Source organism: Amycolatopsis sp. NPDC041971 (assembly GCF_055588925.1).
Map to the genome: position 1 here is coordinate 76,968 of NZ_JBVJCE010000006.1, position 16,486 is coordinate 93,453.

A 16,486-nucleotide genomic window follows, 5' to 3' on the forward strand; every position below is an offset into this window, starting at 1 on the left:
TTCGTGTTGCGGGTTCTCTCTGTTTGTGTGTGGTGTGTGTTGTTTCTTTTTTCCCCCCCCCCCCCCCCCCCCCCCCCCACGACCTACAGGACCGAAGCCGCTGACGAAGTTCTTCGCGCTGCCGCGATGATCACGACCTTGTCGTTCAGGGTCTGTTCGCTCATGCGTTCCGACCGTAGGAGCCGCGGGCGGGGGCTGGGAACGCAAGATCGAGGTGGGTCGCAGGTCTGGTTTGTGGCCTTCCCCACCTGCTTCGAGCTGGGAATCTTCGGGAAATGAACGGCGAAATAACCTCATATTGTGGACACTCTGATCGTGCTCCGAGAAGTCGACGACCTTGATCACCCTGCCGTTCCCGAGACGGCGCCCCGGCAGGGACGTCCGGCGCGCGTGTTCGAGAGAGTCCTCGACAGACTGGCCTGGTCGCCCTACCCGAGGGCGATCGCGCTGTACCTGGTCATCCGTACGGCGAGTGTCCAGTTGCTGGACCTGCTGGCGGCCCGTCGTGGTGCGACGCTGACCGATCGGCTGACCGCGTGGGACGGGCAGTGGTACCTGCGGCTGACGGTGCACGGGTACGCGGATCTGCCGGGGACGCTGGACGCGGCGAGGCAGCCGTATTCGGACGCGCCGATGGCGTTCTTCCCGCTGTATCCGAAGCTCGTCGGTGCGGTGATGTGGCTGGGGGCCGACGTCGTGACCGCGGCGCTGACGGTGTCGGTGATCGCCGGTCTCGTGCTGGCGTGCGGGTTGATCCGGATCGGGCGGGCGGTGTCGCCGGATCGGGGTGACCGGACCGGGTTGCTGCTGGTGCCGTTGTGGGCCGGGGCGCCGATGGCGATCGTGTTCTCGATGGCTTATACGGAAGCGGTGTTCTGCGCCTTCGCGGTGTGGGCGCTGGTGGGTGTGCTGGAGCGGCGCTGGTTGCTGGCCGGGGTGTGCGCTTTCGGGGCCGGGTTGTCCCGGTCGACGGCGGTGGTGCTGGTCGCGGTGGTCGTCGTGGCGGCGTTGATGGCGGTCTTCCGGCGCACCGAGAAACGCTGGTGGGCGCTCGCGGGTGCGATGGTCGCGCCGTTGGGGGTGGCGGGGTACCTGGGGTTCGTCGCATACCGGACGGGCAGTTGGACCGGCTGGCAGGACATCGAGTTACGGGGCTGGGACACCGAGTTCGATTTCGGGGCGGAGACCGCGGAATCGGTGCTGGCGCGGTTGACCGGGGACGAGTCGGTGTTCAGCACGCTGACGGTGTTGTTGCTGCTGGGCGCGGTGACGTTGGCCGTGGTGGCGGCGTTCATCCGGGTGCCGTGGCCGCTGACGCTCTACGGCGTCGGAGTGCTGTTGCTGGCGATCGGCACGCGGGGATTGCCGGACGCGAAGATCCGGTTCATCCTGCCGGCTTTCCCCGTCCTGATCCCGATCGCGATCGGGTTGTCGAAGCGGCGGACGGTGACGGCGGTGGTGGCCGCGACGGCGTGGGTGGTCCTGGGCGCGTGGTTCTCGGCGCATGCCCTGACCGCGTGGCGGTACGCGATCTAGACCGAACTCGCGTGATTGGAGCCGGAACACGCGTGTTGGGAAGCCGAACTCTCGCACCGTGCGTCATCCGGCCGGAGACACGCGTGATCCGGCTCTGCGCACGCGTGATCCGGCTCCAGACACGCATGTTCCGCCTAGCTCGCCTGCCGGGTGCGGTGGTCGGCGACGTGGACCCTGGTGGCGCAGCGGGTCGAGCAGAAGCGGCGTCGGCCGTTGCGGGAGACGTCGACGTAGACGGTTTCGCAGCCTTCGCGTGAGCAGATGCCGAAGCGGTCCGGGGTGTCGCAGACGAGGTGTGCGAGTCCGGCCGCGGTGTAGGCCCGGACCCGGGAGACGGTGCCGGCGTGCGCGTCGACGTAGTGCAGGTGGGGTGCTTTGCCGTCGTGGGTGGAGATGTAGGGCTTGGACGCCGAATCGTCGAGCAGCGCGTTGACCAGGTCGACGCGTGCGGCCGGGTCGGCTTCGAAGACGTGCCGGAGTCGCTCGGTCCAAGCGATGATCTCGGTCGATTCGTGTTCCTGTACGGCGGCGACGGTCATGCGGTCTTTGAAGATCGCGGTCAGGGTGGCGGGGCCGGCGGCGTCGCCGAGATTGACCAGGTCGGCGGCGATCTGCGCGGCCGCTCCGCCGTAAGGGTTGAAGTGCATTGACTCATTACAGCACGATCGGGGCATGGAATCGAACATGTGCCCGCGGTGCGGGTGGCCGCTGGCGGAACTGCCGGGAAGCGTGCCGAACACCCAGCGGGTTTCCCAGGGGAGGCTCGAGTACGTCCGGTGTCTGTGCGGCAGCTGGCTCACGCGTGTCGACGGTGTCGTGATCGGGGCGACGAAATCCCAGCTGGGGCAGGCTCAGCTCTGACGGTGGCGTGCGTCGGCGAGCAACTGCGCGAGCGCGTGCACGGGGGAGGTCTCCAGCTTGTGCCGGTGCGCGTCGTAGCGGTCGCGGGTGGTGCGGATGTCGGCGTGGCCCAGCAGGTCCTGGACCTTCTGCACCGGGACGTCGTTGGCCAGCAGCAGGGTTCCGGTGGTGCGCCGCGCGGTGTGCGGGGAAATGGTGTTCGCTTCGGCGAGTCCGGCGGAGCGGGCCTGTGTCCGCAGGAGGAACCAGACATCCCGTTGCGCCAACGGTTTTCCGCCGGGTTTGGTGTTGTCGTAGCGGTGGGGCATGGTCGCGAGCAACGGGCCGGTCAGTTCGTCGGGACGGACTCCGCCGCGCGCGGCGCGCAGGTCGAGGTAACGGTGCAGCGGGTGCAGGGCGGCGGGCACGAGCGGGACGAAGTCGCGGTGACCGCCCTTGGCGGTGTAGCGCAGGATCGTGTGCCCGGAGTCGGTGTCGAGGTCGCGCACGGTCGCGGTGGTCAGGCCGGAGACACGCAGGCCGGTGTAGAACAGGATCGCGACGACGGCGGCGTCGCGCCAGGACGCTTCGGTGTCGTTGGCGCGGGCCCGGTTCTCCATGTGGTTCAGCAGTTTCGCCGTCGACTCGCCGCCGAGGGCCGGTAGTGGCGGGGTCTTGCCGGTTTTGGGCCGGTTGACCGCGGAGACCGGGTTGCGGTCGGCGATGTCGTTGGACTGCAGGTACCGGTACCAGCTGGAGATGCCGGCGAGGGTGCGCGCGACGGTGGAGTCGGCGGCGGGCCGGGGCAGGCCGTCCCTGCCGGTGACGGTGAGGGTGTTCTTCCAGGCGTCGACGTCGGCGCGGCGGGCCGTCAGCGGGTCGAGCCCGGTGCGGGCGCACCAGCCGAGCCAGGCGGAGAGGTCGGCGTAGTAGGCGCGGCGGGTGTGGTCGGTCTTGTCGGTCTCGAGCCAGAGCGTGGTGATGTGCCGGATCGCGTACCGGTCGAGCGGGTCGGCGGGAGGAAGCGCGGGCAGCAGCGCGACGGCTTCGGCGAGGATCCGCCGTCGGTTCTCAGGCCTGGTCTCCGGCAGCCGGGCCGTCGATGCTTCCGGCGCGGCGGGCACGAGTTCGGCGGACATCGTGCTCATCCTAGTACTCCAGCCGGACTTCGTGATGTCGCTGGTGGGCTGCCCGTAGACAGGTGCGGCCACCAGTTGATCATGGTCGGTTGTGTGGACTAACCCTGATCGGCTGGTGGCCGCAGGCCCCAGCGTAAACCCTGACCGATGGGCGGTGATGTTCGAGGAGATGATCAACCGGATCGCAGGCCGGTTCACCCGCGTCGAACCCCGCCGACGGGCACGAACACTGCTGCTCGGGCTGCTGTCGGACCTGCCGGACAAGAACTGCTGGACTATTTCCGAACACGTCGGCGACGACACCTCCGACGGCATACAGCACTTGCTGCGCAAGGCAGTCTGGGACGCCGACAAGGTCCGCGACGACCTGCGCGACTACGTCACCGAACACCTCGGTACCACCGGCGCCGTGCTGGTCGTCGACGAAACCGGCGACCTCAAGAAAGGCGTCCACACCGTCGGAGTGCAACGTCAGTACACCGGCACCGCGGGTCGTGTCGAGAACGCCCAGGTCGCGGTCTACCTCACCTACGCCACCAACGCCGGGCACTCGTTCATCGACCGGGCCCTCTACTTGCCCAAGTCCTGGACCGCCGATCCCGTCCGCTGCATCGACGCCGGAATCCCCGACGACACCGCGTTCGCGACGAAGCCCGCGCTGGCGACCACCATGATCGGGCGCGCTCTCGACGCCGGCGTCCGCGCACAGTGGGTCGCCGGAGATGAGGTTTACGGAGCCGACCCCAGCCTGCGCAAGAACCTGGAAAAGCGCGGTGTCGGCTACGTTCTCGCCATCGGCTGCGACCGCCGGGTCAGTACTCCAGCTGGCGTGCTGCGCGCTGACGGTGTCGCCGCCAGGCTGCCCAAGCACGTCTGGCAACGCCTGTCCGCCGGCGCCGGGGCGAAGGGGAATCGCTACTACGACTGGGCTTTCGCCGACATCGACACCGACGAGACCGACGGGCACCGGTGGCTGCTGATTCGTCGCAACCGCACCACCGGCGAACTGGCGTTCTACCGCTGCTACTCGCCCGAACCCGTGCCGCTACGGATCCTGGTTCAGGTTGCCGGCCGCAGATGGACAGTCGAGGAGTCGTTCCAGACCGGCAAAGGCCTCACCGGGCTTGACCAGCACCAAGTCCGACGCTGGACCTCCTGGCACCGCTGGACGGTCATGGCGATGCTCGCCCAAGCCTTCCTCGCCGTCGTCGCGTCCACCGAACGAAACCCCCAACCAGCACCTGCCGGATGGATCTCGTTGACCTGCAACGAAATCCACCACCTGTTCACCACACTCATCAGCCGACCTGTGCTCAATGCCGCACACCGGATCCGCTGCTCGACATGGCGCCGACGCCACCAATACCGCGCCCAACAAAGCCACTACCAGCGACAATCCACCCACGGACCATGACCATCACGAACTACGACTGGAGTACTAGCCGAAGTCGGTTGTCCGCGAACCGTCTCGTTCCGCTATTGACAGGGTTGTAATCGGCACCATATTTTTTTGTTCGTCACGTCGATGACTACTGGGGATTGGGGGAAGCACAATGAAGGCCGTTCGTTTCTTCACGCGTTCGATGCTGCGCGGCATTCGCAGCAAGGAGTCGGGCTGGGTGATCTACTACATGGATTACTGAGTCTGAATGTTTTCGGTTGCGGCGGCGGTCTCGGGATCTTCGCCGCAACCGTCTTGTTCTGGGGGAATCATGCACACGATCGCCGAGGGTGTCCCGGGTGGCTTACTGGCCGATCCGCTGCGTCATCTCCTGACGTGGGATCGGGCCAGGAAACCGCCGGTGGTCCTGTTCGAACCGGGCCGTCATCTGGTCTCCGACGCGGAGATCGTCCGTACGGTCCTCGCGAGCACGACCGAGCCCTTCGAGGCCCGCGCCGCCACGCTGGGAGCGGTCGCGGACTGGATCCCGGGTTCGGAGAAGAGCCGCCCGGTGAACGTCGCCATCGCGCGGGAACTGGACAGCGTGCTGCGTTCGCTGCCCAAGGAGCACATCGCCGAGGAATTGCGGGCGGCGATGGATGGCGAGCCTTGGCCGTCGGCGGTCTCGGACCTGTACCTGCGGTTGTTCGGCGACCGGCTGCTGCCGGATCTTTCGCCGTCCACCCGTAAGGCGCTGCACCGTGCGCTGTCGTTCTCGAACCGGCGCGACCGGGACAAGTCCGCCGTTCTCGCGCTTCGCCGCCGGATCGCGCACAGCCGGGCGGAGGCCGCGCTCTACCGGTGGGCGTCGGATCGGGACGGCGACACGGGTTTCCAGAAGGCCGTCCACGACACGGTCAAGTCGATGGACGATGTCGCGCTCGTGCTGCACGGTCTGATCGGGGCGCTCTGCCGGGCGACCGCGATGGTCCTCGCGTGGTGTGTGCTGCTCGACAGCGGCTGGCGGCTGAGGATGCCCGCCGGGGCGACCCTGACCAGGGGAGAGCCGCGTGAGCCGGTGGAGAACCGGGTGCGCGAGGCGTTGCGGCTGTGGCCGACGGCCTGGCTGATGTCCCGGAAGGTCACCAGCCCGGTCGAGGTAGGCGGGATGTCGTTGTCGCCCGGAGAGCGGCTCTATCTGTGCACTTTCCTCCTGCATCGTGATCCACGGGTGTGGCATGACGCCGACGAGTATCTGCCCGCGCGCTGGGAAAATCCGCCAGAGGGATATAAAGCGGTCTATCTTCCCTATGGTTTCGGGGCGGCCGCGTGCGTCGGTTCGCGTTTTGTGAACCAGGCGACGGCACGGGTCCTGGAATGCTGGGATGAATTGCCCGCCGCGAAAATCGAGCTGCGGAAAGAAAATCCGGTGATGGGGCCGATTCTGGCCCCGCCGGAATTCCGGTTCGCCGCCGCTCAGGTGTAGTAGCCCTCCACGGGGACGCGGGCCTCGTCGTACAACGCCGGGCCTTCCAGCCGGACAGGCGGCGCGGTGGATGGCGGTTTGAGCGCGTTGACCTGTTCGCCGGAAAGGGCGAACACGACCCGGCCCAGGCCGGAACGTTCGATGGCGCCCTGGCACATCCCGCACGGCTGGCAACTGGTGTACATCGTCGTCGCCGCGGCGACGACGGGGTCGAGTTCGCGTGCGGCCCAGACGGCGAGTTTCAGCTCCGGGTGCAGGCTGATGTCCGACTGCGACACCGTGGTGTTGTGGTCTTCGGCGAGTACCGTGCCGTCGGGTCCGACGAGGAGCGAGCCGAAGGGCGGATCGCCGTCCGTGCGGGCTTTCGCGGCCAGTTCGATGGCGCGGCGGAGGAACTTTTCGTCTTCTTCGGTCATCGTCGGTCCTGTTCGGTTCGGTAGCGGCCCGGTTCCCAGTGTGCGGCCACGGTCGCCAGCGCCTGCCAGGCGGCTTCCGGGCGGAGAGTCTCCTCGGGGTCGCCGGAGAACGGGTCGAGCACGACCGTCTCGGCGCCGAGGTGGCGTAGCCGGTCGAGGTCGTCGGCGATCTGCTCGATCGTGCCTTCCCCGGCGAGGCGGCCGGGTCCGGTGACCGGACGGCCGGTGATGTTCAGCAGGATCCGCGGGGTGAACGCGGGGGCGGGCCGGTTCTGCGCGTCGGCGATGGTCTTGACCCTGGTCAGCGCTTCGGTGAGCCATGGGAGGGTGGCGCGCAGCGGATGCCAGGCGTCCCCGACCCGGACGGCGCGGCGGATCCCGGCGTCGCTGTTGCCGCCGACCCAGATCGGAATGTCACCGGCCCGGTAGTCGGCGTCGTCCGCCCAGGCCTTCCGGACGGCGTCGAGGTGGCCGTCGGTCAGCCGTCCTCGTTTCTCGAACGGGACGTCGAGTGCTTCGAACTCCTGTCGGGCCCAGCCGGACGCGACGCCGAGCACGAGCCGTCCGCCGCTGAGCTGGTTCAGGTTCGCGGCCATGCGGGCGATCAGCAGCGGATGCCGGTACGGGACGATGAGCACGGTCGTGCCCAGCCGGACCCGGTTCGTCACCCCGGCGAGCCAGGACAGCGTCGTGAACGGTTCGTAGAACGGCGCCGGATACTGCTCGGCGACGTCGGGGGTGATGGCCACGTGATCGGACACCATGAGCAGGTCGTAGCCGAGGCCTTCGACCGTGGTGGCCCAGCCGCGGAGGATCCCGGGATCGGTCCCCGGTCCGAAATTCGGGACGTTGACACCTATTCGCACAGGTCAAGGCTATCGGCGGAGCGGGAACCCGGGAAGAGATCTTTCCCGGCGTCAGGGCGCTTCCGCCGTGGATCTGCCGGTATTCTCCCCGGATGGCCGAGACTCTCGACGCGACGGACTGGGCGATCCTGGTGGAGCTCCAGAAGGACGGGCGGCTTCCGCTCACCGAGCTGGGGAAGCGGGTCAGCTTGAGCGCGTCGGCCACGACGGAACGGGTCAAGCGGCTGGAGTCGGCCGGCGTGATCACCGGCTATCGCGCCGAGGTCGACCTGGAGAAGGCCGGGTACGTGGTGCTCGCGGTGGTGCGGCTGAAATATCCGGGCAGCAAGCACGCGCCGTTGCACAAGCTCCTGGCGGAGCGGACCGAGATCCTCGAATGCCTGCGCACCACCGGTGACGACTGCTACTCGCTGAAGATCGCGGCGCCGTCGATGGGACGGCTGGAGGAGATCGTCAACGAGCTCGCGCTGTTCGGGAGCACGAACACCAACATCGTCTACAACCAGACCTTGCGTTATCGGGGTCCGCAGGGCCCGTGACCGAGCACGGGCCCCGCGGATGTCAACTCAGGCGCGCTAGAGCTCTTCCCCCTCTCCGAACCATCGGCGCAAGGCCGTGTGCAGTTCTTCCTGGTCTTCGCCCGCCCACGCCACGTGACCGTCCGGCCGCAGCAGCACCGCCGGTACCTCGAGTTCCTCGCTGACCTCGACGACGTGGTCGACCCGGTCCGCCCAGTCCCGCACCGAAAGGGCGCCGGTCTGGTCGAGGAGCAGGCCACGACCGCTACGGGTCAGTCCGTACAGATGTCCCTGCTTGAGTTCCAGATCCCGCATCCGGCGGCCGAGCAGTTCGTGCCCTTCGCCGAAGTCGTAGCGGATCGCGGTCGCGGTGATCTTCTCGGTCAGGAACAGGCTCACGTCCTCGAAGTCCATGAGTTCCGTCAGCAGCCGCCGGACGGCCTGGGAACCCGGATCGAGTGACATCAGCTGCATCTGCGCGCGGGTGTTGTCCAGTACGGCGGCGGCCACCGGGTGCCGTTCTGTCTGGTAGGTGTCCAGCAGGTCTTCCGGTGCCCAGCCGTTGACCTCGGCGGCGAGTTTCCAGCCGAGGTTGAAGGCGTCCTGGACGCCGAGGTTGAGCCCCTGCCCGCCGACCGGTGGGTGGATGTGCGCGGCGTCGCCCGCGAGGAACGCGCGTCCCTCCCGGTAGCGTTCGGCCAGCCGTGTGGCGTCGCCGAAGCGGGAGAGCCAGCGCGGCGAGTGCACGCCGAAGTCGCTGCCGGCGACGGCCTTGAGCTGCCGTTTGACCTCGTCGAAGGTCGGCGGGATGCGGGGATCCTCGGCGAGGCCTTCGGCGGGCACTCCCACCCGGTACACCCCGTCGCCGATGGGAGAGAGACCGAACCGCAACTGGGTCTTGCGCACCTCGGTCATCACGGCGAGCACGGTTTCCCAGTCTTCGGTCAGTTCCATCTCGCCCAGCAGCGTCTCGGCGGTGGCGGGCTCGCCGGGGAAATCGATCCCGAGGAGCTTGCGCACCGTGCTGCGGCCGCCGTCGCAGCCGACGAGGTAGCGCGAGCGCAGTGTCGTCCCGTCGGAGAGTTCGACGTCCACGCCGTCCTCGTCCTGGCTGAGGCCGACCAGTTCCCGACCACGCCGGATGTCGACGCCCGCCTCGGTGGCGTGCTCGATCAGCAGACGGTCGGTGATGGTCTGCGGAATGCCCAGGATGTAGGCGTGGGCGCTGTCCAGCGGCGGCGCCGATTTCAGGATGCCCGCGAAGGAGCCGCCGACCGGGTATTTCGTGCCGTGTTCGAGGAAGCGCTCCAGCAGGCCCCGCTGGTCCATCACCTCGATGCTGCGTGCGTGCAGGCCCATGGAACGGACGACCTTGGTCGGCTCCGCGTCCTTTTCCACGACGACCACATGGACGCCATGCAGTCGCAGTTCGGCGCCCAGCATCATGCCGGTCGGTCCGCCGCCGGCGATGATCACGTCGATCAAAAGTTCCCCCGATTGTCGTGCTTGTGTTGTCCAGCGGGAGATTCTGCGGCACGACCGGGGTCTTGCCGCAAGCCCCCGGGTGCGCTATAAGTTAGAAGAGGCAGGGAGAGTCGCTCTCCCTGCTTTCGTCATTTCAGTCCGCAGTGGACGGACAAATCCTCAGCCTCGCGATACTCGACGGCGCCGAAGCCTTTGCTGGAACGGGTCGCGTCCTACAGTTGAGGCAACCATCGCGTGGCGCCGGACGTACACCCGGCAGACGACCGAGGGGGAACGGTGGCGAAGGGCGCGCTCAGCTTCGAAGAGATCGCGGTGACCAGGAAGTGGCTGGCGAAACGCGGTGTCGAGGTGGTCGAACCGTCGAGGCTGCTCTCCGCCCGGGTCGGCCCCCGCCTGAGCCGGACCGTTCCCGGCCGATTCCGCCGGCTCGCCGGCGCGGTGGCGGTGAGCAGCCTGCTGGGCATCACCTACGGATTCCTCGGCTTCCGTGACGGCGAGGCACCGGGGAGTGTCTACGTCTGCTTCGTCTGTGGCGCCCTGCAAGTCGCGCTCTGGTGGTCATACCTGCGCCGCGAGCGGGAGCTGGGCCCGCTGCCGGTGATGGATCGACGGTCCGGGCGACGGCCGTCGGCGTTCGAGATCCTCGGCGGCTGGTACGTGTCCTCGTTCGTGATCACTTTCGGTGGCGGCGTCGCTCTCGCCATCGCGATCTCCCTGAACACCCCGGCGAAGGCCTACGCGACGGGCTGGCTCATCGCGCTCGGCTGGGCCGCCCTGTGCTGCTCGGTGATCCTCGTCGGCACATTGCGGCGGCCCGTCTACGCCGAAGACAGGGCTTCGGTGGCCGTCGACACCGAATTGCGCGTCATGGACAGCCAGGCCGCGGTGCCCGGCTTCTACGCGGTGATCGTCCTGTTCGACCCGCTGGTCGGCGACGGAACTCCCGCCGGGTTCACCGGCTGGCTGATCGCTTACGCCGTGCTCGGCTTGGGGACGACGGTGCTCGGTCTCCGGCAGCATCACCGCCGTCCCGCGTTGCCGCCCAGCGACTACGAAACCCCGGTGGGCTGCGAGCGCCTGGCGTAGGCGCGGGCGGCGCGGGCCCGGTCGCCACAGCGCACGGAACACCACTGACGCCGTCCATTGCGCAGGAAGAACCGAGTGCACGGCGGCGATCCACAGGCGGCGATCCGCTCCGCGTCCGGCCCGGTCAGCAGGTCCGCGGCGTTGGCGGCGAGCGTCGCCAACGCGTGCTCGACGATCTGGGTGATCGGATGCGACGCGGTGCGGTACAGCCCCCGGGCGGGGTCCCAGCGCAGGAGTTCCGCGGTCGGGGCCTTGCTCAGCGCGTCGTTGACGGCGTTGAGGGCGCTTTGCGGAGCCGGATCCGAGCAGGACCTCGCCGCGAGCAGCACGCGGACCTGTTCACGCAACGAACGGACCATGCCCGCGCACATCTCCCGCAGGCCGGCGTCGATCGGGGCGAGCCCGTGCGCGGCCAGCCAGTCCGTGGCGGCGGCCGGAGTGCCGAGGAGGTCGGTGAACTGGCCGCCGGGTAACGCGATGGTGGTGTTGGCGAGCGCCAGCGCGACGTACTGCTCGGCGCCTGGGGCGAGGGGAAGGGCGGCGGTGTCGTCCACGTTCTCATGGTAAGCGCCGGGTTCGACCATGAGGAATCCTCACGGAAGTAGTTGCACTCTTCCGTGAGAGCTGGCTACCGTCGCTCACGGACGAACAAAACCTATCCGTGAGGTGGAAGATGGCCCAGCTCAGCGAACAGCTTTCCGTCCAGGTCATCGGCGGGCCGACCGCGCTGATCGACTACGGCGGTCTGCGGTTCCTGACCGATCCGACCTTCGACGAGCCCGGCGACTACGCAGGGCCCGACGGGCGGCCCGGTCTCACCAAGACGGCCCCGGCCTCGATGAAACCCTCGGACCTCGGCCGCGTCGACGCCGTTCTGCTCTCCCACGACGAGCATCCCGACAACCTCGACGGCTCCGGGCGGAGATTCCTGGCCGATGCGCCACTGACCCTCACCACGCCCAGCGGCGCGGGCAGGCTGGGCGGCACGGCGAAAGGGCTTGCGACCTGGGAGACCGTCGAACTGAAGCGGCCTGGCGGGGGAGTCGTGACCGTGACCGCCGCGCCCGCGCTCCACGGCCCGGAAGGCGCGGAGAAGATCACCGGCGACGTCGTCGGCTTCATGCTCACCGGCCAGGACCTGCCGACGGTCTACGTCAGCGGTGACAACGCCTCGCTCGACGTCGTCCGGCAGGTCGTCGACCGGTTCGGCCCGGTCGACACCGCCGTGCTCTTCGCCGGTGCCCCGCGACTGAAGCCGGTCTTCGACGGTGCCCTTCTCGTCCTCGACAGCGCACTGGCCGCGGAGGCGACGCGAATCCTCGGCGCCCGCACGGTCGTCCCCGTGCACATCGACAGCTGGGGCCATTTCACCGAAGGCCGCGAAGATCTGGTGGCCGCGTTCACCTCCGCCGGCCTGGTCGATCGGCTGCGGTGATTTAACGCCGATGTGGCTGCGCGTGATCGAAAACGTGACTACGTTCGGAAGGGCATGCCAGCGAGAAAGGAAACATCGCCATCCCCGCCATCACACTGAGCATTCCCACGCCGGACGGTCAGTCCGACGCCTTCGCCGCGTTCCCCGACGGAGGTGGGACGCATCCGGGTGTCCTCCTGTACCCGGACGCCTTCGGTCCACGCCCCGTCCTCTGGGATATGGCCCGCGAACTTGCCGGGCACGGCTATTACGTACTCGTCCCCAACGTCTTCTACCGACACCGCCCGGCGCCGGTGTTCGACCTTCCCGAACAGATCACCGCCGAAGACCGGCCGACGATCTTCGGCGAGATCATGCCCCTCGTCGAAGAGCACACCACCGAACGCGCCCTGAGCGACGCCGACGCCTACCTCGACTTCCTCACCGCTCAGCCCGAGGTGAGCGCCGGACCGGTCGCCGCGATCGGCTACTGCCTGGGCGCCGTCCTCGCGATGCGCACCGCGACAGCACACCCCGGCAAGGTCGCCGCCGTCGCCGGATTCCACCCCGGCGCCCTGGTCACCGACCAACCCGACAGCCCGCACCGGCAAATCCCCGGCCTCACCGCGCAAGTCCACCTCGGCCTCGCCGAGAACGACATGACACCCGAGGCCATCACCGAGATCAGCCACGCGTTCGAGGCCGCCGGGGTCGGCTACACCTGCGAGATCTACTCCGGCACCGTCCACGGCTTCACCATGTCGGACACCGAGGCCTTCGATTCGGCCGGGTCGAAGCGCCATTGGAAGCGGTTGCTGGCGCTCCTCGATAGCGCGCTGACCTAGACCGCAGCACCTGTTTTGGTGAGGTAAAGCGAATCTGACGCGCTGGGTGGCTGGTCGTCCCGGGGTAGCGACGGGGCTTCGGAAGTCCCCAATGTCGCATTGGCGACGCAGGACCGGCGGCCTTGCCCTCGATAACCGATTGACCTTCGCTGCCGAAATTCGCGATGAGGACCGCATACCGAAAGGCCAGAGGAGACGTCAAGATGTATACGCGACAGCAAGGGATGCGGTCGGCCGTGCGTACATCGGGCCTCCGAACGCTTCTGGGCAGCTCAGGCTCTCTCGTCGTGTAGAAAATCACGTCAGGGAGCCGCCTGATCGAAACATCGATCAGGCGGCTTTCTGGGGGGCCGACCGGAATACGGGAGAAAGGGCCAATGAGCTCCTGAAACCGCCGGTGACCGGGTAGGGCCTGATTAGGCGTCGGTGTCGGCGAGGGCGCGGTAGAGCGAGGCGACCGAAGGGTGCTCGCCGGCCTTCTTGCCGGTCTTGATCTTCAACCCGGAGAAAATCGTCGCCGCTCATCGCCGGACGTTTCATAGTGGTCGCCTATGAAACGTCCGGTTGTTACGCCAGCAAGATCGAGCCGCCCGAGTTCGCGGGCGCCGGCCACCGCGAGACCGGTGAAGCTGGTCTCGCGGTGCGGCTGAACCGAGTAGCCCTTTTGGCTCCGCTCAGGGTGTCCTCGCTTTCCGGCATGGCGGCCGGGTGACGCCGGTTCAGCCCGCTAGCAGGCCGAACTCCTCGACGATCTGAGGAATGGCCCTGCGCACACTCGTGTTGTGGTCGACGTCGCCGAGTTCGATCAGCTGGTGCTCGGCGCCCTTGGCGACCAGTTGCTGCTGACAATGCCGAGCGTTGTCGGGCAATACATCCCGGTCACCCGAAGCCTGGTAGAGGCGTACCGGGACGTCCGGGCGCCAATCGCAAGTGGTGTCCAACGGGCGTAAATGCCGCTGCCAAACCTCGGTCGGTTTGCGCACCGAGCCGAGGAACTCGTCGGTGAACAGTTCCTTGGCCGACTTCGGCAGCGACGTCACGATCTCCTTCTGCTGGTGATCGCCGTCGAAAAGGGCCTCCACACGCGCCGCGTAAGGCTCGCGGAACGCTTGCCGCGGTGAGTCGTAGATACCGAACATGCGATCCCATGCGGTGGCAAGATAGCCGAGATAGAGTTGTGAGTTCGAGAGCTTGTCATCCGCCGCGTCCGCGACGAACTTGGTCAGATTGAACGGCCCGTCGATCGGCGCGAGCGCGCCGAGCGTGAAATAGGAATCGGCGCGATCCTGGAGGGCGCGGCCCACCATCATCGTGGCAGGCCCGCCTTGCGAGAAACCGCTGACCAGGACGCGTTCGTCGAACGTGCGGCCCTGCCTTCCGGCGAACTCTCGTGCCGATCGCAGCGCGTCGACCGGTGCCGAAACGGTGACCTCCGGGTGACCATAAGGGTGGCTGCCGGGCCCCTCCCCGAGTCCGAGATAGTCCGGCGCGGAAACGGCCTGCCCGGTCGAGGCGAACAGCAACGCGACCGCCCGGTCGGTCGACGTGTCCTTCATCGACGCGACATCGCCCCGGAAGCCGGTCGTGCCATGCAGCCAGGACACCACGCTCAGGTCGTTCTTGTCGGTCTTCGGCAGCGCGACCAACTGGCTCGCCGTCGTCGGCTCGCCTTTGGTCCCCACCGTCCGATACACCACCCTCGACGCGATCACACCGTGCCGAACCTGTGCCGGGTCGAACTTGGCCGCCCGCACCACCGCCGACACCTCAGCCGGTTGCAGGTCGACAAGCGGCGTCACCGAGACAATGGTGCCCCGCCCCTCCGGTGACGTTGAGGCGCCCGCGTCAGGCACTTCGCCCGCGCCGCAAGCAACCGTGGCGGCCGCGACGGCGACTGCCGCGAGCCCGACCGCCGAAAGTGACCTGGCGGACCGCCAGGAGAATCGTTTGATTGACATGATCAACACCATTTCAGCCGGTCGGACTTCACGGCATGGAGTGACCAGGCGTCCTCGTCCGGGGGGTGGCCCTACCTCGCGGTAGGGCGGATCAGGTCGCTCGTGCTTGCCCGGGGCAACCGGCCGGCGGTCGCGGCGACCGCGCACTCGGGAGGATCACCGCCGACGCCGGCCTTTGTCACACGTAAAAGCATGGCCCCCCGAAACGGGTGGCCGGCTACCCGATCAACCGAATTACCGTGGGCATCGTCGGCGAGCCGGCCGCGGCCGCCGCTGGACTGGCCCGGCAGCAGATCTGACACGATGCCTTCGCCCGTGCGCCACCGCTTGACCAGCGCGTACACCTGGCGGCGGGAGATGCTCAGCTCGGCGGCCGCGGCAGCGTCCAGGCCCACCGCCGCCGGCCGGCCAATTCTTGATCACCTCGGCCCGCCGCGCCGCTGCGTTCCACATCTGCGCGGGCGCGGTCAGCACACCACGCTTCAACACCGGACCGTCGACCATCCGGCACCCTCATCACCGGCGTGCACACGAGTACGAGTCGAAAACGACCGAGCAGGCCAACCCATGTCCCCAACCACGCTCGAACTGCGCCTCCGGCAGATTGGGATTCCCGGGCGTCGCGGCCGGACCGCCGCCCTCCGGCAACTCGTCCTGCAAGCATCCGCACCCGTCGTTGCCAAGACCCTCGGCTACAGCACCGACCACACCGCACGGCTGGTCGCCGAGGCCGGAGGAACCCGGGCCCGCTACGCCGGAGGTGATCACACCCCGTTACAAGATCGAAGAACACGCGACAGTTGAAGACGCGAGCTCACCAGTGGAGGCGTTCTCGTGCCGACGGCAGGCAAGCAGGGTGGAGTCGGCGGCGTGGATCGTCGTTCCGCCGCGGATCAAGGTCCGCGGCCGTTGTTCGACCGCGAGGACGTCGAAACCGTCCGGCAGGCCGGGCAGCAGGTCCTTGGCATAGAACATCGCCGCGCGCTGCCCGGCGGTCAGTGGGGCGGACGACCCCATCGGGGCATGGCCCACGATCAGGAGGTGCCCACCGGGGGCGACGGCGTCGGCGAGCCGGCGGGTCACCTGTGTCATCCCGCCGTCCGGCGGCTGCAGGTAGTGGCTGGTGACCAGGTCGTAGGATCGGCCGCCTGTGGTGAAGACGCGAGCGTCGATCTGCCACCAGTCGACATGGTCTGCGACGCCGTCCTGCTCGGCGCGCTGGGCAGCGCGTGCCAGGCCGGCTGTGGAGAAGTCAGCGCCGGTGACAGTCCAGCCCTGCCGGGCCAGCCAGATCACATCGCCTCCCTCGCCGCAGCCGACGTCGAGGGCGCTGCCCGGTGTCAGCCCGGCCGCCTCGGCTACGAGCTGCACATTGGGCTGTCCGCTGAAGGCTTGCTCCTGGCCGGCGTAACGCTCGTCCCAGCCGTGCGGCTCGAACATGGCGGCCGTCTCCTCGTCGCTGAGCGGCTGGTGTTCTGTCATCTCAAACGCCTTCCCTTTACCTGTGGCCGGCTGT

Annotated in this window: 17 protein-coding genes; 9 read left to right on the forward strand and 8 right to left on the reverse strand. The window is 68.0% G+C overall.

Annotated elements, in window-relative coordinates; translation table 11 throughout:
* Positions 1-300 precede the first annotated feature (300 nt).
* Entirely contained in the window at positions 301-1,536 is a 1,236-nt protein-coding gene (locus tag ACZ6DT_RS14935) for a hypothetical protein (RefSeq protein ID WP_465594227.1), read from the forward strand.
* 134 nt (positions 1,537-1,670) lie between these two features.
* Here the strand turns inward: ACZ6DT_RS14935 and ACZ6DT_RS14940 are convergent, their stop codons facing one another.
* Positions 1,671-2,183, reverse strand: a complete 513-nt coding sequence (locus tag ACZ6DT_RS14940) for a CGNR zinc finger domain-containing protein (protein ID WP_465594229.1) — start codon at positions 2,181-2,183, stop codon at positions 1,671-1,673.
* 25 nt (positions 2,184-2,208) lie between these two features.
* Here ACZ6DT_RS14940 and ACZ6DT_RS14945 point away from each other — a divergent pair, with 25 nt between their 5' ends.
* Positions 2,209-2,397 carry a hypothetical protein gene (locus ACZ6DT_RS14945; RefSeq protein WP_465594232.1) on the forward strand — a complete coding sequence of 63 codons (189 nt, stop codon included), beginning with the start codon at positions 2,209-2,211 and terminating at the stop codon, positions 2,395-2,397.
* Here ACZ6DT_RS14945 and ACZ6DT_RS14950 read toward each other — a convergent pair.
* The gene (locus ACZ6DT_RS14950; protein WP_465594235.1) at positions 2,388-3,587 is read right to left on the reverse strand and encodes a tyrosine-type recombinase/integrase; all 1,200 of its coding nucleotides are present in this window, start codon (positions 3,585-3,587) and stop codon (positions 2,388-2,390) included. The genes ACZ6DT_RS14945 and ACZ6DT_RS14950 overlap by 10 nt on opposite strands.
* Before the next feature lie 85 nt (positions 3,588-3,672).
* Between ACZ6DT_RS14950 and ACZ6DT_RS14955 the strand changes: the two genes are divergently transcribed.
* Positions 3,673-4,929, forward strand: coding sequence for an IS701 family transposase (locus tag ACZ6DT_RS14955; RefSeq protein WP_465594238.1), 1,257 nt, complete (start codon positions 3,673-3,675; stop codon positions 4,927-4,929).
* Between the two features lie 298 nt (positions 4,930-5,227).
* On the forward strand, positions 5,228-6,382 hold the full coding sequence (locus ACZ6DT_RS14960) for a cytochrome P450 (RefSeq protein WP_465594241.1): 1,155 nt from the start codon (positions 5,228-5,230) through the stop codon (positions 6,380-6,382).
* On the opposite strand, the gene ACZ6DT_RS14965 is transcribed toward ACZ6DT_RS14960, so the two are convergent.
* Positions 6,373-6,798 (reverse strand): nucleoside deaminase, encoded by a 426-nt coding sequence (locus ACZ6DT_RS14965; RefSeq protein WP_465594244.1) that lies wholly within the window; start codon positions 6,796-6,798, stop codon positions 6,373-6,375. The two genes, ACZ6DT_RS14960 and ACZ6DT_RS14965, sit on opposite strands and share 10 nt — an antisense overlap.
* Entirely contained in the window at positions 6,795-7,664 is an 870-nt protein-coding gene (locus ACZ6DT_RS14970) for an LLM class flavin-dependent oxidoreductase (RefSeq protein WP_465594247.1), read from the reverse strand. Before ACZ6DT_RS14970 ends, ACZ6DT_RS14965 begins: the two co-directional genes overlap by 4 nt.
* Before the next feature lie 92 nt (positions 7,665-7,756).
* On the opposite strand from ACZ6DT_RS14970, the gene ACZ6DT_RS14975 reads away from it, so the two are divergent.
* Positions 7,757-8,203, forward strand: coding sequence for an Lrp/AsnC family transcriptional regulator (locus tag ACZ6DT_RS14975; protein WP_465594250.1), 447 nt, complete (start codon positions 7,757-7,759; stop codon positions 8,201-8,203).
* Positions 8,204-8,239: 36 nt separating this feature from the next.
* Here the strand turns inward: ACZ6DT_RS14975 and rox are convergent, their stop codons facing one another.
* The gene (rox, locus tag ACZ6DT_RS14980; RefSeq protein WP_465594253.1) at positions 8,240-9,667 is read right to left on the reverse strand and encodes a rifampin monooxygenase; all 1,428 of its coding nucleotides are present in this window, start codon (positions 9,665-9,667) and stop codon (positions 8,240-8,242) included.
* Positions 9,668-9,943: 276 nt separating this feature from the next.
* On the opposite strand from rox, the gene ACZ6DT_RS14985 reads away from it, so the two are divergent.
* Entirely contained in the window at positions 9,944-10,753 is an 810-nt protein-coding gene (locus tag ACZ6DT_RS14985) for a hypothetical protein (RefSeq protein WP_465594256.1), read from the forward strand.
* Here the strand turns inward: ACZ6DT_RS14985 and ACZ6DT_RS14990 are convergent.
* Positions 10,717-11,337 carry a CGNR zinc finger domain-containing protein gene (locus ACZ6DT_RS14990; RefSeq protein ID WP_465594259.1) on the reverse strand — a complete coding sequence of 207 codons (621 nt, stop codon included), beginning with the start codon at positions 11,335-11,337 and terminating at the stop codon, positions 10,717-10,719. The two genes, ACZ6DT_RS14985 and ACZ6DT_RS14990, sit on opposite strands and share 37 nt — an antisense overlap.
* 89 nt (positions 11,338-11,426) lie before the next feature.
* On the opposite strand from ACZ6DT_RS14990, the gene ACZ6DT_RS14995 reads away from it, so the two are divergent.
* From ACZ6DT_RS14995 to ACZ6DT_RS15005, 3 genes are all read left to right on the forward strand, one after another.
* Positions 11,427-12,188: an MBL fold metallo-hydrolase gene (locus ACZ6DT_RS14995; RefSeq protein WP_465594262.1), complete on the forward strand. Its 762-nt coding sequence runs from the start codon at positions 11,427-11,429 to the stop codon at positions 12,186-12,188.
* 80 nt (positions 12,189-12,268) lie between these two features.
* Positions 12,269-13,012, forward strand: coding sequence for a dienelactone hydrolase family protein (locus tag ACZ6DT_RS15000; RefSeq protein ID WP_465594868.1), 744 nt, complete (start codon positions 12,269-12,271; stop codon positions 13,010-13,012).
* A 541-nt stretch (positions 13,013-13,553) separates the two neighbouring features.
* Positions 13,554-13,724, forward strand: a complete 171-nt coding sequence (locus ACZ6DT_RS15005) for a hypothetical protein (protein ID WP_465594265.1) — start codon at positions 13,554-13,556, stop codon at positions 13,722-13,724.
* A 7-nt stretch (positions 13,725-13,731) separates the two neighbouring features.
* Here the strand turns inward: ACZ6DT_RS15005 and ACZ6DT_RS15010 are convergent, their stop codons facing one another.
* Positions 13,732-14,970, reverse strand: a complete 1,239-nt coding sequence (locus ACZ6DT_RS15010; RefSeq protein ID WP_465594267.1) for an alpha/beta hydrolase family protein — start codon at positions 14,968-14,970, stop codon at positions 13,732-13,734.
* A 774-nt stretch (positions 14,971-15,744) separates the two neighbouring features.
* Positions 15,745-16,452, reverse strand: coding sequence for a class I SAM-dependent methyltransferase (locus ACZ6DT_RS15015; protein WP_465594270.1), 708 nt, complete (start codon positions 16,450-16,452; stop codon positions 15,745-15,747).
* Between the last annotated feature and the right edge of the window lie 34 nt (positions 16,453-16,486).